Origin of the sequence: Streptomyces sp. NPDC086989 (genome assembly GCF_044745505.1) — a bacterium.
GTDB lineage: Bacteria > Actinomycetota > Actinomycetes > Streptomycetales > Streptomycetaceae > Streptomyces.
On record NZ_JBIVAL010000038.1, the window covers coordinates 1 to 21,798 of the forward strand.

The following is a 21,798-nucleotide window of genomic DNA, read 5'->3' on the forward strand; positions in this document are numbered from 1 at the left end:
TGCAGCTCAACCGCGAAGTGCTGGCTGTGTTCTGGTGACAGACGACACGGGTGAGGCACACACGGTTAGCGACCACAAGATCAGTGCCAGAGCCCGGGAAAAGCAGCACCAGCTCCGGCCTCCACTGTGCGGCGAGCGTCATCTCTGACTCGTCTAGGTCGCGCGTCAAAGTCCCGTCTGGCCGGGCCGGTTCAGCGGTCCTCGAGGAGTGCGCAGGCGAAGTCCTCCTGGGCCGTGCGGAGCCGGGCGAGCAGCGCGGGCTTGTTGTCCTTGTTGACCTGGGTGTTGATGGAGAACGTGAGGGAGCGGGTGCCGTCCGGGGTGGTGGCGGCGAGCTGGGTGTAGCCGGGGAAGTTGCCGGTGTGGCCGTAGAGGACGCCGCAGCGGGTGGAGTACCGGTAGATGGCGAGGCCTGCGGCGTTGGTGCCCGGGCCCGCCGGTTCCGAGGAGTCGCCCGGGCGGAAGGTGAGCTGCTCCTTGCGGGTCTTGTCCGACAGCAGGCCGGGGCCCCCGTAGGCGCGGATGAAGGTGCCCAGTTCCCTCGGGGTGGAGACGATGCCGCCGGAGGCCCAGACCCCCGAGGCGCTGAGGGCCTGGCTGACGTCCTCCGGTTCGGCCGGCGGGGTGACGTCGTAGCCGTGCAGGTACGGGCGGGGCAGCCGGTAGCCCAGGGGCAGGCTGGTCCGCCGCAAACCGAGGGGGTGGTACACGAGGTCCCTGAGGAGGTCCTCGTAGCGGCGGCCGGTGGCCTGCTCGGCCATGAGGGCGACGGCGATGTTGTCGGAGTTGGAGTACTGGTACAGGGTGCCCGGGCGGAACAGCAGCGGCTCGTCCGCCACGAAGTCGAGGAGGGCGCGCGGGTCGAACAGGTGGCGGGGGTCGGCCTGGAGGATGCTCAGGAACTCGGGGGCGGCCGAGTAGTCGGGCAGGCCGCTGGTGTGCTGGAGGAGCTGGCGCAGGGTCACCGCGTGCCAGCCGGCGGGCCGGCCGGGCAGCCGTTCGCCCATGGTGTCGTCGAGGGAGAGGAGCCCCTCGTCCACGAGCCGCAGTGCCACTGCACCGCTGAACGCCTTCGCGATGCTGGCGATGCGCATGTGGTCGTCGAGGTCCGGCCGGCGTCCCGTGGCGACGTCCCCGACACCGGCGGTGTACACCTGCGTCCGGTCGCCCCTGGTGAGCACGGCGATCGCTCCGGGCGGGCCGTCGTCCTGGGCGACGAGCTGTTCGAGCCGCCGCTGGAGCCGCTTGTCGTGGTCCTGGGGCCCTCCCGCGGCGCCCGGTCCGGCCCCGGCCGCCTGCGCGGGCGGAAGGAGGACGCCGAGCGCGGTGGCGGTGAGGGCGGCGGCGGACAGACCGGTGCGGAAGCGGCGTACGCGGGTGGGCACGGGTGTCTCCCGGTGTGGGGGGGGCGGCGGACGGCCGGCCGGTGCGGGCCGGCCGGTACCGCCTGCCTAGCAGCCGTGCGGCGTTCCGGGCCCGCGGCGCGCACGGCCGGGTCCGGTCGGCGGACACGCGGTTCCCCCCTTGCCGGGCGTGTCGCACGCCCGGCCGCACCGGGCGGCGTTGCGGCTCCTGCGGCTCGCACCGGCGCCCGGCGGCCCGGGTCGGGCGGCCGGGCCGGGCCGGGCGCCTGGACCGTCATTCAGCGCCCTCGTGGGTCCGTTCCGCTACGCCGCCGGTTGCGGTACCCAGACGGCCGCGTGGAACGGGCCGTTCGCGGTGGCCGGGTCCCCGGGGGGAAGGGCTGCGCTGCCCGCGACGATGCCGTTCCGGTTGGCCTGAGCCGCATGGGAGTTGAGGCCGCCCAGGGAGGGCAGGTAGGTGAACTCGCCATCGTCGGCGTGGGCGACGAAGGCGAAGGAGTTGGGGGCGAAGTTGTCGCCGACCATGAGGTTCCCGGCGATCTGCCTGACCTCGGTGACGCCGCGCCCGGAGCCGATCACGGCGCTCGTGTGCGTCGTGAGGTCGAACGATCTGGCGAGCATGCCGTCGCCGCCGACCACGGTGCTGCCGCTGATCAGCTGCCTGGTCAGCAAGTGGGAGCCCAGGTCCGTGCGGGTGCCGGTGCGCAGGTCGTAGGCGTATCCGGTAAGGGTGTTCCCCGCCGTCCGGGACTGGCCGACCACCGTTGAACCGCTGATGTCGTTGGCCGTGCTGGAGCTTCCGCCGAGGGTTCCGAGATCGGTCATGGTCCGGGTGCGCAGGTTGTACGCGAACCCGTGCGTCGTGGTGGCGGGCAGGTTCGGCAGGGAGGAGCTGCCCACGACGACCGAACCGCTGACGGCCGCCGCGCTGCTCTGGCCCGACGGGCCTGCGAGGCTGCCGAGATCGGTCATGGTCCGGGTGCGCAGGCTGTACGCGAACGCGTGGGTGACCGCGTCGCCTGACAGCGAGGACGTTCCCACCACGGTGTCACCGTTGAGGCCGGTGATGTGGGTGCTGCTGCCGCCGAGAGTGCCGATGTCGAGGAGCCGGCGGGTGCGGAGGCTGTAGGCGAATCCATGGGTCGGGCCTTCGGCGGAAAGGTCCGACTCCCCGACGACGTAGTCGCCCTCCACGTCGGTCGCCCGGCTGGAACGCCCCAGCGTGCCGAGATCGATCATGGTGTGCCTGTGCAGGTCGTACGCGAAGGCGTGCTCGGCGGCGTCGCCTCTCGTCAGCGAGCTCCCGACGGCCGTGTTGCCGTCGACGGCGGTCGCCTTGCTGCGGGTACCGCCCAGGGTGCCGAGGTCCTGGACGGTGTACTGGGCGGACCGTGCCGCCGACTCGGCCGACGGCGTGCCGGCCCCGTACGCCGGGCTGGCGGCTGCGGCGAGCAGGCCCGCGGCGGCCAGAGTCCAGGCACGTGAACGCATGCGCATGATGCCCCCTGAAGTGAACGATCAAGACGAACACGATGCGGCAGGCCGCTGTGCCCCTCCTCGGGCACCGGCCGGCCGGATGCTGCACGGCCTTCACTTGTACGCGAGTTCAGATCGGTCAAACAGTGGGCGGTCGGCCACAAAGCGGGTGTCGTACTGTCGGTTCCTTGGACCTCGTACGGACGGCTTGCATCTGTGAGTACACCCACCAGCACCGACCTGGTCGTCGGCGCGCGCCCTGACCACCTCATATCCCCGCACGGAGTGCTCGATCTGCGCGGGTCGGCCGGCCGGGACGTGTGGCTCTCGTACCCGTTCGACGCGGCGGTCGTGGTCTGCGGGCTGCCCGGGAGTGGGAAGAGCACGCTGCTGCGGGCATGGGCCGCCTCCGCCACCGTGGTCGACCCCCGCGTCACGCGCACGTCGTTCGAGGCGCGGATGCCCGCATGGCTTCCCTATGCGTCCTACCGGCCGTGGGCGCGGCTGAGGCACATGCACTGGTTGCGCGGCGAGCTGCGCCGCGGTGGTCCGCTGCTGATCCACGACTGCGGGAGCAGGAGCTGGATGCGTGGGTGGCTCGCCCGTACCGCTCGCCGGGCCGGGCGCCCCTTGCATATGGTGGTCCTGGACGTTGGTGCCCCCGAGGCGCTGTCGGGTCAGCAGGCTCGCCGCAGGCTCGCGTCACGCCGGGTGTTCGCGCTGCACCGGCGTGGGCTGGCGAGGTTTCTGCGGCAGGTCGAACGGGGTGGCCAGGCCCAGGTTCCCGGCATCAGTTCCGTGGTGGTTTTCGATCGCGGGCAGCGGGATCGCATCACGGCGGTGAGGTTCGGGTCCCGTCCATCCTGAGCGGAGCCCAGAGCACCATTTGAAACCTAAACGACATTTTTTGCATATTTTTGCAACCTGGGCGTCGGGAAACGCATCCCAAGAGGAAGACCCACCCGTTCTGCCCGCGCAGGGCAGCCGCACCGTTCGGAGCGAAGTTCGTGCACGAGTACCCGCAGGCGCAGCAGCCCAGGCGATCCCGCAAGAAGGTCTGGATCGGCTCCGCGGTGGCCGTGACGCTACTCGTCGGCGCCGGCGCCGGGTTGGCCCACTGGAAGGCGGACTGGTTCGACGGGAACGGCGAGGCCGTCAGCTACGCGAAGCCGCCCGCCGGAGGGGACAAGAACAAGGACACCGGCGGCGGGACGCAGGCCTCCGCGCCGAGCGCGGACCCGGACGTCTCCCTCCCCACCGGCCCGTTCACCGAGTTCAAGCAGTCGGTCAAACTGGCGGACGGCACCCGCATATCCAAGGCCCGGGTGAAGGGCGCCAAGTCCGGTTTCGAGGGCAGCGTGTGGGTGTGGACGCCCAAGGAGTACGACCGCCCCGAGTACGCGAAGAGCGCCTTCCCGGTGATGATCGCGCTGCCCGGAGGCAACGGGAACGCCGACAACTACTGGGCGACCATGCCGCAGCTGGGCCTGCAGAAGGCCGTCGCCGAGGGCAGCGCCGCCGGCAAGAGCCTGCCGTTCATCCTGGTCATGCCGCTCCTCAACCCGGACAGCAAGTACTACTACGACGGCTCCGACATCCCCGGCCAGGCGAAGATGGGCACCTGGCTCGGCGAGGACGTACCCGACCTCGCCCGCGCCAATTTCCGTACCTACAAGTCCCGTGACGGCTGGGCCTACATGGGCAACTCCTCGGGCGCCTTCGTCGGCCTCAAGCAGCTCCTGCAGAAGCCGGACCGCTTCCGGGCCGTCATCGCCAACGGCGGCGAGATCGTCCCGGACTCCCCGCTCTGGAAGGGCCACCAGGCGGAGATGGATGCGAACAACCCGGAGAAGCTCGCCCCGAAACTGATCGCCGACAAGGGCCCCGAGGTGAACGTCTTCTTCCAGTACGGCACCAAGGAGGGCGGCCGCGACCGGATGGAGAAGTTCCAGCAGCAGTTCGGCAAGGGCCCGATCAAGGTCACGATCCACGAGATCCAGGGCGGCGACCACAACGGCTGGGACTACGTCCGAGGCATGCAGGAAGGCCCCCTGGAGCAGCTCAGCAAGCTGATGAAGGGCCCGAAGCCGCAGTAGGGGCAGTGCCCGGAGCCGCAATGGGGGCGGTGGTGGGGCACGCCCCGTCGGCGGGTCAGTTCAAGGGGATGATGTCGGGCGCCCCGAGCCGCACGGCGTCGGCGGTCCGGTCGTCCGGCTGCTGTTGGGCCTCGCGCTCCGCGGCCACGCGCTTCAGGTAGTGGTCCACCTCCCGGTCCTGCTGCGCCTGGTTCCACTCCAGGTGGGGCGCCATCAGCCGGGCCACGGTCTGCGCCGCGTCCACCCCGCGGTCCCAGGACTCGATGGAGATCCGGGTGCGCCGGGCGAGGACGTCCTCCAGGTGGCGGGCCGCCTCGTGGGTCACTGCGTACACGGCCTCGACCCTCAGGTAGTCGTCGGAACTGGGCAGCGCCTCACCGAGCGAGGGGTCTTCCGCCACCAGGGCGAGCAGTTCGGGCGCCAGGGAGCCGTAGCGGTTCAGCAGGTGCTCGATGCGCGCGACGTGGAGCCCTGAGCGCTCGGCGAGCCGGTGCCGTGAGTTCCACAGCGCCGGGTAGCCGTCGGCGCCCAGCAGCGGAACGCGGTGGGTCACGCAGTCCGGGACCTTCTCGTCCAGGCCGCGAACGGCCTCGTCGACCGCGTCCTTCGCCATCACCCGGTACGTGGTGTACTTGCCGCCCGCCACCACCACGAGCCCGGGCACCGGATGGGCGACCAGGTGCTCCCGGGACAGCTTGCTGGTCTCCGCCGCCTCGCCCGACAGCAGGGGGCGCAGGCCGGCGTAGACGCCCTCGACGTCCTCGGGGACCAGTGGGGTGGCCAGGACGCTGTTGACGTGTTCGAGCAGGTAGGTGACGTCCTTGGAACTGAGGGCGGGGTGTGCCTTGTCAAGGGTCCAGTCGGTGTCGGTGGTCCCGATGATCCAGTGCCGGCCCCAGGGGATGACGAACAGCACGCTCTTCTCGGTGCGCAGGATCAGGCCGGTCCGGGAGTTGATGCGGTCGCGGGGGACGAGCAGGTGAACGCCCTTCGAGGCGCGGACGTGGAACTGGCCGCGGGTGCCCGCCATGGCCTGGGTGTCGTCCGTCCACACCCCGGTCGCATTGATGACCTGCTTGGCCCGCACCTCCGTCTCGTCGCCGCTCTCCAGGTCGGTGATGACGGCTCCCACCACCCGCTCGCCCTGCCGCAGGAAGCGGCTGACGCTGGTGCGGTTGGCGGTCAGTGCGCCGTACGAAGCGGCCGTCCGGGCGAGGAAGAGGGTGTGCCGGGCGTCGTCGACCTGGGCGTCCCAGTACTGGATGGCGCCCACCAGGGCGTCGGAGCGCAGGGCGGGCGCCTCGCGCAGGGCCCGTCGCCTGCTCATGTGGCGGTGGTGGGGCAGGCCTCCGGAGGTGCCGGAGGCCCGCGCCATCGCGTCGTAGAGCAGGACTCCGCTGCCGACGTACGGGCGTTCGGTGACGCGGTGTTGCAGGGGATAGAGGAACGGCACCGGACGCACCAGGTGCGGGGCGAGGTACCGGAGCAGGAGGCCGCGTTCCTTGAGCGCTTCGGCGACGAGGCGGAAGTCGAGCATCTCCAGGTAGCGCAGGCCTCCGTGGATGAGTTTGCTGGAGCGGCTGGACGTACCCGAGGCCCAGTCGCGGGCTTCGACGAGCCCGACGCTCAGGCCCCGGGTGGCGGCGTCCAGGGCGGCCCCGCTGCCGACGACTCCGCCCCCGACGACGAGGACGTCGAGCTCGTCCCGTCCCATGGCGGCGAGGGCCCGGCTCCGGGCCCGGGGTGAGAGGGCTACCGGATCGACCATGGTCTCCTCCTCGGTGCTGCGGGCCCGCGGCCGGAACCTATTCGACCTTGGCCCAGTCGAGCGTGCGCTCCACCGCGCGCTTCCAGCCCTCGTAGCCCTCCGTGCGCCGTTCCTCCGACCACGCGGGCTCCCAGCGCTTGGACTCCTGCCAGTGGGTGCGCAGTTCGTCCGTGTCCCGCCAGAAGCCGGTGGCGAGCCCGGCCGCGTAGGCGGCGCCGAGCGCGGTCGTCTCGGCGACCACGGGGCGGCTGACCGGTACGCCGAGGACGTCGGCCTGGGTCTGCATGCAGAGGTCGTTGGCGGTGACCCCGCCGTCGACCTTGAGCACGTCGAGGTGGACGCCGGAGTCCTGCTCCATGGCTTCCACCACGTCACGGGTCTGGTAGCAGATGGCTTCCAGGGTCGCCCGCGCCAAGTGACCGTTGTCGTGGTATCGGGCCAGCCCGACGATCGCACCGCGGGCGTCGGAGCGCCAGTACGGGGCGAACAGGCCGGAGAAGGCGGGGACGAAGTAGATGCCGCCGCTGTCCTCGACCGTGCTCGCCAGACGCTCGCTCTCGGCGGCGTCACTGATGATCTTCAGCTGGTCGCGCAGCCACTGCACTGCGGAGCCGGTGACCGCGATGGACCCTTCGAGGGCGTAGATGGCGGGGCTGTCGCCGAACTGGTACGCCACCGTGGTCAGCAGGCCGTGCTGCGAGCGGACCAGTTCCGTCCCGGTGTTGAGCACCAGGAAGTTGCCGGTCCCGTACGTGTTCTTCGCCTCGCCGGGCGCGTAGCAGACCTGCCCGACGGTGGCCGCCTGCTGGTCGCCGAGTACGCCGGTGATGGGAATGGCCCCCCGCAGCGGGCGGGAGGTGCGGGTCTGCCCGTAGGCCTCCGGGTGGGACGACGGGTTGATGGTGGGCAGCATGGAGCGGGGGATGTTGAAGAAGCCGAGCAGTTCGTCGTCCCAGTCGAGTGTCTCCAGGTCCATGAGCATGGTGCGGCTGGCGTTCGTGACGTCGGTGGCGTGGACGCCGCCGTCCGGCCCGCCGGTGAGGTTCCACAGAACCCAGCAGTCGGTGTTGCCGAAGAGGGCGTGACCCTGCTCGGCGGCCTCTCGGACGCCGTCGACGTTCTCCAGGATCCACTGGATCTTGCCGCCGGAGAAGTAGGTGGCCGGCGGCAGCCCCGCCTTGCGGCGGATGACCTCGCCCTGGCCGCCGCGCTCCAGCGCAGCGGCGATGGAGTCGGTACGGGTGTCCTGCCAGACGATGGCGTTGTAGTAGGGGCGGCCCGTGCGGGGGTCCCAGACGACGGTCGTCTCGCGCTGGTTGGTGATGCCGACGGCCGCCAGGTCGGAGGCGTCGAGGTTTCCGTGCCGCAGGGCGTTCTGCATCACCGAGTTGGTGCGTTCCCAGATCTCCACGGGGTCGTGTTCGACCCACCCCGAGCGCGGGAGGATCTGGTTGTGCTCCAGCTGGTGCCGCGCCACCTCGTTGCCGGCATGGTCGAAGATCATGAAACGGGTGCTCGTGGTCCCCTGGTCCACTGCGCCGACGAAGTCAGCCATGGGGTGCCGCCTTCCTTTGGGATGCCGTGTGTGGGGGCTGCCGTCCGGGACGGGCGGCGTCCGCCCGTCCCGGACCGGGTCAGCTCTCGTCCGGTGCCGGTACGCGTCCGGGAGGCTCCGGTTCGGCGGTGGGCAGGAACCTGCCGATGAGCAGCTTGTAGATGCCCGCTCCCAGCAGACCGCCGATGAACGGGCCGACGATCGGCACCCAGAAGTACAGGTTGCCGTACTGATCTCGCCATGCCGTGCCGTAGCCGGTCACGAAGCTGGCCAGCCGGGGGCCGAGGTCACGTGCCGGGTTGATCGCGTACCCGGCGTTGGTGCCCCAGGCCATGCCGATGGCCACCACGATCAGGCCGACGATGAAGGGGGCGAGGTTGGCGCCGGGAGGCGTTCCCAGCAGGTCCGTGACCGCGAAGATCAGCAGGAGCAGGATCGCGGTGCCGATGATCTGGTCGCGCAGTGCGCCCCACTCGTGCACCGGCAGGTTCGGGTTGCCGTTGGCCGGGAGCGTGGAGAAGACGCCCTGCGTCTTGATGGTGTGCCCGGGGTCGGCCTTCGCCAGCGCCTCGGTGTAGTTCCAGCGGACGATCAGGGCCGCGACGAAGGCTCCGGCGAGCTGGGCCAGCGCGTAGGGGGCCACCCTTTTCCACGGGAAGCCCTTGAAGGCGGCCAGCGCGAGGGTCACCGCCGGATTGAGGTGGGCGCCGCTCAGCCTCGCCGCGACGTAGACGCCCAGGGTCACGCCGAGACCCCAGGCCCAGGCGATGCTGTCGTGGTTTCCGAGGCCGCCCGCGGGGTCCGTCAGGGCTCCGCCGGCGACCACCTGGGCCACGACACCACAGCCGAAGAGTATGAGGATCATGGTGCCGGCGAATTCAGCCGAGAGTTCGCCGATCAGCCCTGATGCTTTGAGGCGCTCCTTCATGGGTGCCCGCTTCCCGCCGGTCCGCAGACCGGCATTCGACTGCCCCGAGCCCCCCGTGATCAGGGTAAGTCGGGTCGCCCGTCCCGGAAAGGCGGGCCGGTGGCGTCCCCCGTTCGGACCAGTACCGCGGCAGCGGTGTCCGGCTCCCTCTCGGGGGCGTCGTCCGAGCTCTCGCGGATATCCGGGGCTCGGCAGCACACTGTTCGTAGGGCGTGCCCGCCCGGACGCGCCCGCCCGGCACGCGGCGCCCGGTGACCCGATCCGTGACGGCGCCCGGGCCGCTCACCCGCCGGCTCCCACCGGGAGGCACACGATGAAGATGCTGATCAACAGTCCGCAGACCGTGGTCGCGGACGCCCTGCGGGGGCTGGCCGCGGCACATCCGGAACTGGAGGTGGACGCCGAGGCGCGGGTCGTCGTACGGCGGGACGCGCGCCAGGGCGGGCGGGTCGGTCTCGTCTCCGGTGGCGGCTCGGGACACGAGCCCCTGCACGCCGGCTTCGTCGGACCCGGCATGCTCTCCGCCGCCTGCCCGGGCGAGGTGTTCACCTCCCCCGTGCCAGACCAGATGCTGCGGGCGGCCAAGGCCGTGGACTCCGGGCAGGGCGTGCTGTTCGTCGTCAAGAACTACACCGGGGACGTGCTGAACTTCGACATGGCCGCCGAGCTCGCCGAGGACGACGGCATCCGGGTCGAACGGGTGCTGGTCAACGACGACGTCGCCGTCACCGACAGCCTCTACACCGCCGGGCGGCGCGGCACGGGTGCCACGCTGTTCGTCGAGAAGATCGCCGGTGCGGCGGCGGAGGAGGGCGCGCCGCTGGAGCAGGTCGCCGCAGTCGCCAGGCGGGTCAACGAGGCCTCGGGCAGCTTCGGCGTGGCGTTGAGCGCCTGCACCACCCCCGCGAAGGGCAGTCCCACCTTCGACCTGCCCGACGGCGAGCTGGAGCTGGGCATCGGGATCCACGGTGAGCCGGGCCGGGAGCGCCGTCCGATGATGCCCGCCGGCGAGATCGCGGAGTTCGCCGTCGGTGCCGTACTGGATGACCTGGCGAGCGCCGCCCCGGGTGACGGGCCGGTGCTGGCCCTGGTGAACGGGATGGGCGCGACGCCGCTGCTGGAGCTGTACGGCTTCCATGCGGAGGTGGCCCGGGTGCTGGCCGACCGGGGCGTCCCGGTGGCCAGGGTCCTCGTGGGGAACTACGTCACCTCGCTGGACATGGCCGGCTGCTCCGTGACGCTGTGCCGGGCCGACGAGGAGATGCTGCGGCTGTGGGACGCGCCGGTGCAGACGGCGGCGCTGCGCTGGGGCCGCTGACCCCGTCGGAGGATGTGCGTGCTCGCTTCGCAGGGCGTCGTGGGAGCGCCTCGTGCGGACGGCGTCGTAGGGGCGCCTGGCACCGGCGTCCCGTGAGCCGTCGCGCTCAGACGGGCTGTGTGGCGAAGAGCTCCAGATGGCCGCAGTTCGGACAGCGGTACGCATCGATCTGGCGGCGGGGCCGGCCCAGCCTTTTCGCGCCGCCCAGCAGGCCCCGCTCCAGCGGCCCGGCTATCCAGCGTGCGTAGCCGCGGGAGCCCTCGCCGTTGTCCTCGACGAAGCCCTGCTCGATGCCGATGGTCCCGCAGTACGTGCACCTGACTTCGCTCACGGGCCGATTGTAGGGTCGTCGTCCCGGTCCGTGGGCGCGATGCCCGAACCGGGCGTTCGGCCTCCGGGGCGCCCTCGCGAAGCGGAGGTCCGTCACTCCTGGCGCACCGGGTGGCGGAGCAGGTAGACGGCCGCGGCCGACACCAGGGCGGTCATACAGGCGAGGAACACCAGTCCGGCCCCCTCCAGGCCGAGCGGGTCCGTCAGTACGCCCACGCCGATGACCGGTACCGAGATGCCCGCGTAGGCCACGACGAACAGCGTCGAGATGACCGCCGCGCGCTGGTCGTCCGGAGACGCCCCGGCCACCGCCGAGAGCGCCCCCCGGAAGGCGAGGCCCTGCCCGGCGCCGCCGACGAGCGCGCTGAGGACCACCAGCGCCAGCAGATCCCAGTACAGGGCGCCCGCGAGCAGCGCCAGCCCGGCGAGGAGTGCCGTGCAGCCCAGCGGCAGGGACCTGCCGACCCCGAGGCGGCCGACGGCCAGTTGTCCGGCGGTCGACGCGAAGAAGGCCAGGGCGACGACCAGCCCGCTCACGGCCCGGTTGTGCACGCCCAGGGATTCGACGAGGAAGGCCGGGCTGACGGACGTGAACACCCCGAACAGTGCGAAACCCACGAACGAGGCGGCTGCGGCGGGCAGGAACACCCGCCGCACCGACGCGGGCAGAGCGGGCCGCTGCGGCCGTACCGCCGCGAACGGCCGCCGTTCCCGTACCGTCTCCGGGAGCCGCATCAGGACGGCTGCCGAGCCGGCGACGAGGGCGAGGTGCACGACGAACGGCAGGTATAGCGGCCAGGGGGCGTACTGGGCGAGCACACCGGCGAGCAGGGGGCCGCAGCCCAGACCGCCCATGTTGGCGGCCGTCGCCACGAACGTGGCGTGTGAGGAGCGGTTCTGCGGCGCCAGTTCGATGACGTAGGCCGTGGCGGCCCCGGTGAACAGACCTGCGGACAGACCCGACAGCAGCCGGCCCGCGTACAGCCAGCCCAGCCCACTGGCACACAGGAAGCAGCCGGCGCTGGCCGCTGCGAGTGCGAGGCCCGTCATCAGTACGGGCCGCCTGCCCACGACGTCCGAGGCGTTGCCGGCCAGCAGCAGGACCCCCATGACGCCGAAGGCGTACACGGCGTACACGACCGTCACCTGCAGTTCGGAGAACCCGAACTTCTCCTGGTAGAGGCCGTAGAGGGGGGTGGGCAACGTGGTGCCGGCCATGCACACGGCGAACACCGCCCCGGCGAGCAGGCACTGGCGCCACCGTCTGCGATCACCGTCCATGGCGCCGACGGTAATCGCGCCCGGCGCTCGGGGCGGTGCGGCATGCCGACGGGGGCAGGGGTACAGTCACCCGATGCCGCACATCGACTTCCCCCTCGTCACAGACCGGCTGATACTCCGTCCGTTCCGGCCCGGGGACGCCGAGGACGTCTGCGACTACCAGCGCCGCCCCGACGTCGCCCGGTTCATGCGGTGGGAGCCGCGCGGACCGCAGGAGGTCCGGGTGGCGGTGGAGCAGATGGCACGGGAGACCGAACCGGCCTCGGAGGGGGACTGTCTCAGCCTGGCGGTCGTCGAGCCGGGCACGGGGAAGGTCATCGGGCAGGTGGAACTGGTCCTGCTCAGCGTGGAACACCGCCAGGGCGAGCTCGGCTATGTCTTCCACCCGGCCCACCAGGGCAAGGGGTTCGCCACCGAGGCCGCGGCCGCCGTCCTGGGTGTGGCATTCGACGTACTGGGGCTGCACCGGGTGATCGGCCGCTGTCACGCCTCCAACACCGCCTCCGCCGGACTCCTCGAACGCCTCGGCATGCGCCAGGAGGCCCGCTTCATCGGAACGGAACTCTTCAAGGGGGCGTGGCGCGACGACCTGGTGTACGCCATGCTCCGGCGCGAGTGGCAGACCCTCGGCCGGTCCGCCTGACGCCCGGAGCCGTCAGGCCACCGGCGTACCGGACAGCTCGATCACCTGGACCGGACCCGCGCGGAACGCCTTGTTGGCCGCGTCGGCCTCCCGCATGTGCGGGGCGACGTCGTACTGAAGGCAACCGTCGAGGGAATCCACTGGCCGCCGTACAGGCCCGGATGCCCGCGGGCGGGGCACGACTGCGGTCAGAGCACCTTGGAGAGGAAGGCGCGCGTACGGGCGTGGCGCGGCTCGTCCAGGACGGCTGCGGGCGGGCCTTGTTCGACGACGGCTCCGGCGTCCATGAAGACGACGGTGTCGGCGACCTCGCGCGCGAACCCGATCTCATGCGTCACGACGACCATGGTGGTTCCGGCGCGCGCCAGGTCCTTGATGACGTCGAGGACCTCGCCCACCAGCTCCGGGTCGAGCGCCGAGGTCGGCTCGTCGAAGAGCAGCACCTTGGGTTCGAGCGCCAGGGCGCGGGCGATGGCCACCCGCTGCTGCTGCCCCCCGGACAGCTGCAGCGGGTAGGCGTCGGCCTTGTCGGCGAGGCCGACGCGGTCCAGCAGCCGTCGGGCCGTCGTCTCCGCCTCCGGCCGCGGGCGGCGCAGCACGGAGACCGGGGCTTCGACGAGGTTGTCCAGGACGGTGAGGTGCGGGAAGAGGTTGAAGTTCTGGAAGACGAACCCGATGCTGGTGCGCTGCCTCAGTACCTCCTTCTCCTTCAGCTCGTACAGCTTGCCGCGGGAGCTGCGGTAGCCGATGAGATCGCCGTCGACGCTGATCCAGCCGCGGTCGGCCTTCTCCAAATGGTTGATGGTGCGCAGGAGCGTGGACTTTCCCGAGCCGGAGGGGCCCAGGATCACCGTGACCTCGCCGGTGCGGACGTGCAGGTCGACACCGCGCAGCACTTCCAGCGGCCCGAAACTCATGTGGACGCCGCGCACTTCCACCATGACGTCGTTAACGGCCTCTCCCTTCACGAGTGCTCGGCCGGGTTGATCTGCGAGGTGTCGATCGCGGAGGCCGTGGTGCCCCACTTCTTCAGGATGCGGGCATAGGTGCCGTTCTTGATCAGCTCGTTGACGGCGGCCTGGAGGGCGGCGGTCAGCGGGGAGCCCTTCTTGAAGGCGAAGCCGACGTCGAGGCGGTGGTACTCGCCGAGGAAAGTGGTGTGTGCGGCGGGCTGCGCGGCCTGGTGGCGCAGGCCGTTGATCGTCGACATGACGACGTCGATCCGGCCCTGCTGCAGGGCGGTGGTGACGGCCCCGGTCTCGGCGAAGACCTTCACGTCGTACGGCTTCTTGCCAGCTGCGGCGCAGACGCCCTTCTGTGCGGTGAGGGTCTTCTCGAACGTCGTGCCCGCGCCGGTGCCGATGGTCAGGCCGCACAACTGGGTGAGGTCGGAGACCTGTGTGGTCAGGGTGGTGTTGCCGGTCTTGACCGCGAATCCCTGCCCGTCGTTGATGTAGGTGACGAAGTCGATGGTCTTCAGGCGTTCGGTGGTGACGCCGAAGTTGCCCGTGCCGAAGTCGTACTTGCCGCTGCCGAGGGCGGGCAGGATCGTCTCGAAGGAGGCGTCCTGGCGCTCCAGCTTCACGCCGAGGACCTTGGCCACGGCGTCGGCCATGTCGATGTCCTGGCCGACGGGCGGCTTGTCCTGCCCGTTCGGGTGGTACGCCGAGGGCGGGGATCCGACGGAGCTGCCGACCCGCAGGGTGCCCGCCGAGCGGACCTCGGCCGGCAGCAGGGCGGCGACCGAGTCCACGGTCCGTACGTCGGCGACGGGATCGTCGGCCGGCGTGGAGGACACCGGTGCGCCCGCACCGGCGGGTGCTGCGTCACCGGAGCCGCAGGCGGTCAGCGCCAGGAGGGGCAGCAGGGCGAGGGCCGCGGCGGTGCGCATGCGGGTGCGGATCCCGTTCCCGGGGAGGTTCACGGCGGGAAGGCCTTTCCGTTGCGGGGCATGGGTGGTGTTTCGAAACGGACGGGGGATCACGCGTCCGGGCATGACTGAAGAGCCGTTGGTGCGTCGGGCGAGGACGAGACGGCACGGGAGATGTGCGGGGCGGTGCGGGCGTGACGACGCGAGGGGCGTCGGAAGGAGATCGGGGCGGCGGCAGCGCACGTCCGGACGCGCGGCGGCGTGCCGAGTACGGCTCGCCGTCAGCGCCCGGTGGTGGCGCGAAGGAGGATCTCGGCCCGCGACGGGGTCACCGAGGGAGGGAAGGGCCGATCAGACAGCCCGCTGCCGCCTCAGGCGCAACACGCCGCGGACCACACCCGACCGAAGTCGATGTAGTCGCGCGAGACCAGGCGCTGATGGGCAGTCATGCGACTACTTGACCAGTACGTGCGGCTCTTCGTCAAGCAAGGGCCCGAATGCCGGACGCCACCGGCCGGCCGGGCCCTGCATGGTTGACACGGCCGGGCCCTGGGCACATACGATCGGCGTCGGAGCGGCTCCGCCCACGCGGAAGCCCCTCCGCCCGCGTTGAGGGACGCGGTGAGCGTGACGACACGAGTATCCGATCCGGCAGCACGGCTTCCCCGCGGAGCTCGTGCCGTACTTCCGCGCACCGTGCCGCCGGGTGGTCACCCACACCCACGCCCCCTCCCTGGAGAGCCTTCCCATGGCCACCCCGCCCGACGTCTCCGCCGTACCCGACACCACCACCGCCACCACCGCTCGCGATGCGGCGGTCACCTCACCGCCCGGGCGCACACGGGTGCACGACACCCTCCGAGGCGAGCCACCGCTGATCGTGCCCCGCAGGCGCATCGGCCGGCTGGTGTCCGCTGCCGCCGCCCTGCTGGTCTTCGCGATGGTGCTGGCCTCCGTCGTGCGCAACGAGGCCTTTCAATGGGACGTGGTGGGGCGGTACTTCACCACTTCCGCCGTGCTCGACGGACTGCTGTTGACCCTGTGGCTCACCGGCGCGGTGATGGTGCTCGGCTTCCTGTTCGGCACCGTGCTGGCGGTGATGCGCCTGTCCGCCAACCCGTTTCTGCGGACGCTGAGTTGGGGGTACGTGTGGATCTTCCGGTCCACGCCCCTGCTGGTGCAGCTGCTGTTCTGGTTCAACATCGGCGCGCTGTACCCCACGCTCGGCCTCGGCATCCCGTACGGGCCCCAGCTCTTCTCCGTCAAGACGGTGAACCTGCTGGGCCCGACCCTGACCGCCGTCATCGGTCTGACCCTGCACGAGTCCGCGTACGCGGCCGAGGTGGTGCGCGGGGGCATCCTCTCCGTGGACCCCGGCCAGACCGAGGCGGCGCAGGCACTCGGCCTGAGCAGGCGCCGCACCCTGCGCCGCATCGTCGTTCCCCAGGCGATGCGCTCCATCGTGCCGACCGCCGGGAACATGCTGATCAGCACGCTCAAGGGCACCAGCATCGTCAGCGTGCTGGCCGTGCACGACCTGCTGTACTCGGTGCAGCTGGTCTACAACCAGAACTATCAGGTGATCCCGCTGCTGATGGTCGCCACCCTCTGGTACATCGCGACGACGACCCTGCTGAGCGGGGGCCAGTACTACGTCGAGCGGTACTACGCCCGCGGCACCACCCGCAGCCTGCCGCCCACGCCGGCGCAGCGACTGCGCATCCGGCTGACCACCCTGCGCGCCCGACTGCACACGCTGACCGCCGCCGGCGGCTAGTACTGCAATCACAGTTATGTGTGGTTGAGTTGGTGTGTGGCTGAGCTTGGGGTGGGGTTGGTTGAGGAGTGGGACGGGGTGCTGGCGGGGTTGCATGCCCGGTTTGCGTCGCGTTTCGTGAGGTCGGAGCCGTGGGTGCGTGCGCTTGCCTATATGCGGGGGCTGATCGCTCCGTTGGAGCGGAAGAACGGCTGGACGCTGGCGGAACGGGCCGGTGACCGGCTGCCGATCGGGATGCAGCGCCTGCTGGGCGAGGCGGACTGGGACGCGGACAAGGTCCGTGACGACGTGCGCGACTACGTGGTCGAGACGATCGGTGACAAGAACGGCGTTCTGATCGGGGACGACACCGGTTTCCTGAAGAAGGGCCTGCGCTCGGCCGGCGTCCAGCGGCAATACTCCGGCACCGCCGGACGTACCGAAAATTGCCAGGTCGGCACGTTCCTGGCCTATGCCTCGAGGAAGGGGCGGGCGCTGATCGACCGGGAACTGTATCTTCCCGCCTCGTGGACGGACGACCGCGAGCGGTGCCGGGCCGCGGGCGTCCCGGACGAGGTGTTGTTCGCGACGAAGACCGAGCACTTCAAGTCCATGCTCATCCGTGCGGTGGAGGCGGGTGTGCCGTTCGCGTGGGTCACCGCGGACGAGGCATACGGACAGTCGAAATCACTGCGCTGCTGGATGGAACAGCGGGCCATCAGCCACGTGATGTGCGTGAAGACCAGCGACACCGTCATCACTCGCGGCATGGGCGAACGCCGTGTCGACGACCTCGTCGCCGTCCTCGCGCCCCAGGCCTGGAAGCGTCTGTCCGCCGGGAAAGGATCCCACGGCGAGCGCATGTACCAGTGGGCGCGGATCCCGATCCGCATCTGGTGGGAGAATGGCCACGGCCACTGGGTCCTGGCCCGCAGAAGCCTGAAAGACCCGACCGACCTCGCCTACTACGTCTGCTACGGCCCCGTCACCACACGGCTGAAAGACCTGGTCACAGTGGCCGGCGCCCGCTGGGCCGTCGAAGAATGCTTCCAGACCGCCAAGGGCGAGTGCGGCCTGGACCACTACCAGGTCCGCCTCTACCACGCCTGGTACCGGCACATCACCCTCGCCATGGCCGCCCTGGCCGCACTCACCGCCGTCCGCGCCCACGAACTGTCAAAAGGGGAAACAACGGTGGCCTGATACCGCTGTCCGTAGCGGAGATTCGCCGCCTCATCGGTCACCTCCTCCACCCCGCCCACCTCACCATCCATCACCATCTGCACTGGTCATACTGGCGAAGACTCAGTCAGACACGAGCCCGCGACAGCCACTACAAACAACGCGGACACACCCCATAACTGTGATTGCAGTACTAGGCGGTGACCCGGCGCCGGGCAGCCGGAAGCACCGCCCGGCCCCGCGGGGGGCGATCGCCGTGACGGCGGGCGGTGCGACGGGCGGTGCGACGGGCGGGCAGTCGGCCGCCGCCCGGGCTCCCCATTCCCGAGCGGGCGGCGGCTGACGGTCAGTTCCGGTGATCGGGAACGTACTTGTAGCCGACGCGCCGTACGGTGGAGATGCGGTCCCGGTAGGCGGGTCCGAGCTTGCGGCGCAGACGGGCCACGTGGACGTCGACCGTGCGGCCGTCGCCGATGTGCCCGTATCCCCAGATGCCCGAGATGAGGGCGTCACGGGTGTGAACCGTGTAGGGGTGGGACACGAGGTGGGCCAGGAGGTCGAACTCCAGGTACGTGAGGTCCAGTTCGCGACCGTCGAGCTCGACCAGCCGACGCGCCCGGTCGACCCGGATCGCGTCCTCGTGCCTGGCGGGGTCGGGCTGAGCGGCCGGTTCCGGCTCGGGTGCCCGGGGCAGTCCGGGCCCGAGGGGATGGACCTCCGGGCGTATGCCGTGCGCGTGCATCAGCGCCACCGGGTCGACGTCCGCCGGCAGGAACACGAGGTATCCGACACGACCGCCGTCGGGTTCGCCGACGGGGGCACCGGGCTGGCGGTCACCCACCAGCTGGAGTCGCGGGGCCGGGAAACGACGGACGGCGGGTGCGGGAATTGCGGTGGTCACGGTGAGCCCCTTCGGCTGCGCGGAGTGAGGTACGGATGCCGGGTGTTCGGGCACGACAGGGCGCGAGGGTCTCCGCGACGGAGCCGACCGGAAGGATCGGCACGTCACGCGCCGGACAGACCCGCAGGGCCCACAGGGCCGGGGTCACGAAAGGCACGACGCGCAGAGGGGTGCGACGACGCCGGAACACCGGCGCGCATCGGGGAAATGCCCTGACGGAGAAGCCCTAGAAGGGGCGGCAGACGGCGCTGGCGACGCGACGGAAGTCGACGTGCCTGCGGCGTACGAGCAACGGCTGCGACGGGGACATGGGCACATCCTGAGGTGCGGGGCGGACCCGCGTCAATACTTTCCTACCGGTTACATAGGAAACAGGCGGAGACAAGAACCCGACCCCGTGCGGGTTGCACGGTGAACTTCGCAGGCACACAGCACTCCTGACGGATCGCCACCTGAAGTGTGATGGCTTCCCGGCGAGCTGCAGCGTCTTTCATTTCGAGATTGTCATGTCCATCATTTGGTCACGCTCTTGCCGGGAAGGTCGCTTCGGGCGAGTATCCCTATCAATCCGATGGGAAACGTGGGGATTGAACCGCCGACCGCGTCCACCATCCGGTCGCGGACGGCTCGCGCACCCCATCGCCTTCCAGCGCTCGCACGCCTCCCCCACCCCTCAGCAACCGGCCGAGGCCGCCCAACAACCTCCGGAGTAGCCGACATGACCGTCGCCAGCCCCCGCCGCACCGCTGTCCGCCCAGCCCCCGCGTCACCCAGCCGCACGGGGGCCTGCCGGTGACGCCCACGCGGACGGCACCCGGCCCCGCCGGCCACCGGTCGGACGACCACCGGTCGGACGACGATCGGCGCCGCGCGCTCCTGCGCACCGCCCGCGATGTGGCGGACGACCTGGCCGCGGACGCCATCGCCCGCGACCAGGCCGGCAAACCGCCCACCGACGAGACGACCCGGCTGCGCGAGGCCGGCCTGCCGGCGGCCCTCACCCCGCCCGGACCCGGCCGCGGGGCGGACTGGCACACCGGGTGCGCCGTCGTACGGGAGGTCGCCGCAGCGGACGGCTCGGTCGGTGAACTCCTCGCCCGTCACTACGTGCACGCCTGGAGCGGACGCTTCTACGCTGATCACGAGCACGCCACCGCCCTCGAAGAGGAGTCGGTCCGCGAGCGGTGGCTGTGGACCGGGGCGGTCCGCACTCCCTCGCACCACGACACCGGGGGATCCGACCTCGCACTGAGGCCGCGCACCACCGGCTACGCACTGAGCGGGCGCCGGTGCGTGGACACGGCGGTGGCGGCCGCCGACCAGATCGTGGTGGATGCCGTCTGTGCTGCGACCGGCGACGTCCTGGTCGTACGGATCCCGGCCGACGTACGGGGTGCGACCGTCGAACCCGACCACGATCGCCTGGGGCAGCGGGTCGCCGGCGCGGGCCGGCTCGTCCTCGACCGGGTCGCCGTCGCGCCCGCGCAGGTGCTGGGGCGCCGCCCACACGACGAGGAGTCGACCGCACCCGTCACCGCGCTCGCGGAACCGGCGCTCCGGCTCGCCCTGTGCCACGTCGGCCTCGGCGTCGCCGAGGGCGCCCTCACCGAAGCGCGCGACCTCAGCAGGGGCGGCCACGCCCACCGGATGCCGGGTGAGGACCCGGACCTGTTCCTGACGTACGGGGAACTCGCCTCCGCCATCCAGACGGCCACCGCAGTGGTCGACCGGGCAACGGAGGTGATGGCGCGGGCTCTCGCCACGGGCGCGCACCTCGATGCCGAGGTACCGGCGGATGTCGCCGCGCTGGTCGCCACGGCCGAAGCGGTGATGTCGAAGGCCGCCCTGCACGTCACCGCCCGGGTGCTGGAACTCGCCGACACCCCCGGCCTGGACCGGTTCTGGCGCAACGCCCGGGTGCTGACGGCCCACCGCCCGGTCGCCCAGCGGCTGCGCTCCATCGGCGAGCACTACCTCAACGGCCCCCACCGCGCCGTGGCGGCGGACTTCCACTGACGCGGGGTCCACGGGGGACGGACCGGAGTGCCTTCGGCTGCCGGGCGGGCGTACCGGCCCGGCAGCCTGCGGCGACCCATGAGGACGTCGGCCGGATCCGGGCCTTCCGTGCCGGATAATGTCCTCATGCGGATCTCAGCCAGGGCGGACTACGCGGTACGTGCCGCACTGCAGCTTGCCGCGTCGCAGGACGACGAGCCGGTGAAGGCCGAAGCCATCGCCGATGCCCAGGACATCCCTCACAAGTTCCTCGAAGGCATTCTGAACGACATGCGCCGGGGTGGTCTCGTGGTCAGCCAGCGGGGCGGCAACGGCGGCTACCGGCTGGCCAAGCCCGCCCGGTCCATCAGCATCGCGGACGTCATCCGCGTCGTGGACGGACCGCTCGTCTCGGTGCGCGGCGTCCGGCCGCCGGACCTGTCCTACACCGGCCCCGCCCAGTCACTCCTCCCCTTGTGGATCGCGCTGCGGGCCAACGTGCGCGAAATCCTCGACGGTGTGACCCTCGCCGACGTCGCCTCCGCCGATCTGCCCCCCGCCGTATCGGCACTGGCCGAAACCCCCGGGGCTTGGACCAATCCCTAACCCCCCGCCCAATCTCTAACCCCCCGCCCACCTGCGGTTTCCCATATAGCGAGATGTATACGTCCACCATACGGTCACCCTCTTGGGCCGGATGTCGCGCTCTGCCAATATGCCTACCAACCAGGTGGGAAAACTAGGGATCCAGGGAGGTGGCCGTGCGAACACTGCACCACGCGGGCCGGACGCTGCCGCTGACCTCCCGCCGGCACATCGACCTGGTACGTACCTCCAGCGCCATCTGTCAGCCCGGCTGACATCCTTCGCCGGGCCGGCTCCACGCCCCCTGCAACGCACCAGCGGGCGCCGCCCCACCGTGCTCACCGTCGTAGGCCGAGCAGATCCCACCCCCGACCTGTCTCCCGCCCGCCGGCTTTCGTGCGCCGGCGTCCGACGGGGCGCGCACACGTCATCCCCCGCCAACGGCCAGGGGTGGATCCCCTGCGTGCCGACGGCTCCACGCCGCCCGTTCCCGTCCCCCTCCGACACCGGTCAGACCCCGGTCAGACACCCGTCTGGCATCCGTCTGGCAACCGTCCCGTTCCCGTGAAAGGACACCTCCGTGTCTGCCGCAAGACCGCTCACCACCCTGCGCGCCCTCGCCGTCACAGCGACGCTTCCCCTGCTGCTCTCCGCCTGCGGCTACGGCTCCCAGGCCGAGAAGGGTGACGCGAAGACGTCCGCCTCCCCCGCCGCGGACACCAAGAAGCTCTCCGCCTCCGAGGTCCGCAT

Annotated in this window: 21 protein-coding genes; 9 read left to right on the forward strand and 12 right to left on the reverse strand. The window is 71.0% G+C overall.

Annotated elements, in window-relative coordinates; translation table 11 throughout:
* Positions 1-191 precede the first annotated feature (191 nt).
* Together ACIPK4_RS39220 and ACIPK4_RS39225 are read right to left on the reverse strand one after the other, a co-directional pair.
* Entirely contained in the window at positions 192-1,385 is a 1,194-nt protein-coding gene (locus ACIPK4_RS39220; RefSeq protein ID WP_402322520.1) for a serine hydrolase domain-containing protein, read from the reverse strand.
* A gap of 282 nt (positions 1,386-1,667) precedes the next feature.
* Positions 1,668-2,861 carry a hypothetical protein gene (locus tag ACIPK4_RS39225; RefSeq protein WP_402322523.1) on the reverse strand — a complete coding sequence of 398 codons (1,194 nt, stop codon included), beginning with the start codon at positions 2,859-2,861 and terminating at the stop codon, positions 1,668-1,670.
* Between the two features lie 195 nt (positions 2,862-3,056).
* Here ACIPK4_RS39225 and ACIPK4_RS39230 point away from each other — a divergent pair, with 195 nt between their 5' ends.
* Both ACIPK4_RS39230 and ACIPK4_RS39235 read left to right on the forward strand, forming a co-directional pair.
* On the forward strand, positions 3,057-3,707 hold the full coding sequence (locus ACIPK4_RS39230; protein ID WP_402322526.1) for an AAA family ATPase: 651 nt from the start codon (positions 3,057-3,059) through the stop codon (positions 3,705-3,707).
* Positions 3,708-3,847: 140 nt separating this feature from the next.
* Positions 3,848-4,936 carry an alpha/beta hydrolase gene (locus tag ACIPK4_RS39235; RefSeq protein WP_402322529.1) on the forward strand — a complete coding sequence of 363 codons (1,089 nt, stop codon included), beginning with the start codon at positions 3,848-3,850 and terminating at the stop codon, positions 4,934-4,936.
* A 55-nt stretch (positions 4,937-4,991) separates the two neighbouring features.
* Here ACIPK4_RS39235 and ACIPK4_RS39240 read toward each other — a convergent pair whose 3' ends face one another.
* From ACIPK4_RS39240 to ACIPK4_RS39250, 3 genes are all read right to left on the reverse strand, one after another.
* Entirely contained in the window at positions 4,992-6,704 is a 1,713-nt protein-coding gene (locus ACIPK4_RS39240) for a glycerol-3-phosphate dehydrogenase/oxidase (protein WP_402322532.1), read from the reverse strand.
* A 37-nt stretch (positions 6,705-6,741) separates the two neighbouring features.
* Positions 6,742-8,259: a glycerol kinase GlpK gene (gene glpK, locus ACIPK4_RS39245; RefSeq protein WP_376204856.1), complete on the reverse strand. Its 1,518-nt coding sequence runs from the start codon at positions 8,257-8,259 to the stop codon at positions 6,742-6,744.
* 79 nt (positions 8,260-8,338) lie between these two features.
* Positions 8,339-9,187: an MIP/aquaporin family protein gene (locus ACIPK4_RS39250; protein ID WP_402322535.1), complete on the reverse strand. Its 849-nt coding sequence runs from the start codon at positions 9,185-9,187 to the stop codon at positions 8,339-8,341.
* Between the two features lie 313 nt (positions 9,188-9,500).
* Between ACIPK4_RS39250 and dhaK the strand changes: the two genes are divergently transcribed.
* Positions 9,501-10,505: a dihydroxyacetone kinase subunit DhaK gene (gene dhaK, locus ACIPK4_RS39255; protein ID WP_402322537.1), complete on the forward strand. Its 1,005-nt coding sequence runs from the start codon at positions 9,501-9,503 to the stop codon at positions 10,503-10,505.
* A gap of 106 nt (positions 10,506-10,611) precedes the next feature.
* Here the strand turns inward: dhaK and ACIPK4_RS39260 are convergent, their stop codons facing one another.
* Together ACIPK4_RS39260 and ACIPK4_RS39265 are read right to left on the reverse strand one after the other, a co-directional pair.
* Positions 10,612-10,836, reverse strand: coding sequence for a hypothetical protein (locus ACIPK4_RS39260; protein ID WP_376195809.1), 225 nt, complete (start codon positions 10,834-10,836; stop codon positions 10,612-10,614).
* A 92-nt stretch (positions 10,837-10,928) separates the two neighbouring features.
* Positions 10,929-12,116, reverse strand: coding sequence for an MFS transporter (locus tag ACIPK4_RS39265; protein WP_402322540.1), 1,188 nt, complete (start codon positions 12,114-12,116; stop codon positions 10,929-10,931).
* A 73-nt stretch (positions 12,117-12,189) separates the two neighbouring features.
* Here ACIPK4_RS39265 and ACIPK4_RS39270 point away from each other — a divergent pair, with 73 nt between their 5' ends.
* On the forward strand, positions 12,190-12,759 hold the full coding sequence (locus tag ACIPK4_RS39270; RefSeq protein ID WP_402322543.1) for a GNAT family N-acetyltransferase: 570 nt from the start codon (positions 12,190-12,192) through the stop codon (positions 12,757-12,759).
* 12 nt (positions 12,760-12,771) lie between these two features.
* Here ACIPK4_RS39270 and ACIPK4_RS39275 read toward each other — a convergent pair whose 3' ends face one another.
* The 3 genes from ACIPK4_RS39275 to ACIPK4_RS39285 are packed head-to-tail and all read right to left on the reverse strand — an operon-like array spanning position 12,772 to position 14,650.
* On the reverse strand, positions 12,772-12,900 hold the full coding sequence (locus ACIPK4_RS39275) for a hypothetical protein (RefSeq protein WP_402322546.1): 129 nt from the start codon (positions 12,898-12,900) through the stop codon (positions 12,772-12,774).
* A gap of 47 nt (positions 12,901-12,947) precedes the next feature.
* Positions 12,948-13,700 carry an amino acid ABC transporter ATP-binding protein gene (locus ACIPK4_RS39280; protein WP_402322549.1) on the reverse strand — a complete coding sequence of 251 codons (753 nt, stop codon included), beginning with the start codon at positions 13,698-13,700 and terminating at the stop codon, positions 12,948-12,950.
* Positions 13,701-13,723: 23 nt separating this feature from the next.
* Positions 13,724-14,650 (reverse strand): ABC transporter substrate-binding protein, encoded by a 927-nt coding sequence (locus tag ACIPK4_RS39285; RefSeq protein ID WP_402322562.1) that lies wholly within the window; start codon positions 14,648-14,650, stop codon positions 13,724-13,726.
* Between the two features lie 685 nt (positions 14,651-15,335).
* On the opposite strand from ACIPK4_RS39285, the gene ACIPK4_RS39290 reads away from it, so the two are divergent.
* Both ACIPK4_RS39290 and ACIPK4_RS39295 read left to right on the forward strand, forming a co-directional pair.
* Complete coding sequence (locus tag ACIPK4_RS39290) at positions 15,336-16,406, forward strand: amino acid ABC transporter permease (protein ID WP_402322552.1); 1,071 nt, start codon at positions 15,336-15,338, stop codon at positions 16,404-16,406.
* 57 nt (positions 16,407-16,463) lie between these two features.
* Positions 16,464-17,588 carry an IS701 family transposase gene (locus ACIPK4_RS39295; protein ID WP_402322565.1) on the forward strand — a complete coding sequence of 375 codons (1,125 nt, stop codon included), beginning with the start codon at positions 16,464-16,466 and terminating at the stop codon, positions 17,586-17,588.
* 325 nt (positions 17,589-17,913) lie between these two features.
* Here the strand turns inward: ACIPK4_RS39295 and ACIPK4_RS39300 are convergent, their stop codons facing one another.
* Together ACIPK4_RS39300 and ACIPK4_RS39305 are read right to left on the reverse strand one after the other, a co-directional pair.
* Positions 17,914-18,468, reverse strand: a complete 555-nt coding sequence (locus tag ACIPK4_RS39300) for a winged helix-turn-helix domain-containing protein (protein ID WP_402322555.1) — start codon at positions 18,466-18,468, stop codon at positions 17,914-17,916.
* A gap of 226 nt (positions 18,469-18,694) precedes the next feature.
* Complete coding sequence (locus tag ACIPK4_RS39305; protein WP_376195854.1) at positions 18,695-18,778, reverse strand: putative leader peptide; 84 nt, start codon at positions 18,776-18,778, stop codon at positions 18,695-18,697.
* Between the two features lie 482 nt (positions 18,779-19,260).
* Between ACIPK4_RS39305 and ACIPK4_RS39310 the strand changes: the two genes are divergently transcribed.
* The 3 genes from ACIPK4_RS39310 (at position 19,261) to ACIPK4_RS39320 (ending at position 21,323) form a co-directional block, all read left to right on the forward strand.
* The gene (locus ACIPK4_RS39310) at positions 19,261-20,484 is read left to right on the forward strand and encodes an acyl-CoA dehydrogenase (protein WP_402322558.1); all 1,224 of its coding nucleotides are present in this window, start codon (positions 19,261-19,263) and stop codon (positions 20,482-20,484) included.
* 126 nt (positions 20,485-20,610) lie between these two features.
* Entirely contained in the window at positions 20,611-21,069 is a 459-nt protein-coding gene (locus tag ACIPK4_RS39315) for an Rrf2 family transcriptional regulator (RefSeq protein WP_054222085.1), read from the forward strand.
* Between the two features lie 155 nt (positions 21,070-21,224).
* Positions 21,225-21,323: a putative leader peptide gene (locus ACIPK4_RS39320; protein ID WP_376195815.1), complete on the forward strand. Its 99-nt coding sequence runs from the start codon at positions 21,225-21,227 to the stop codon at positions 21,321-21,323.
* The last annotated feature ends 475 nt before the right edge of the window (positions 21,324-21,798 follow it).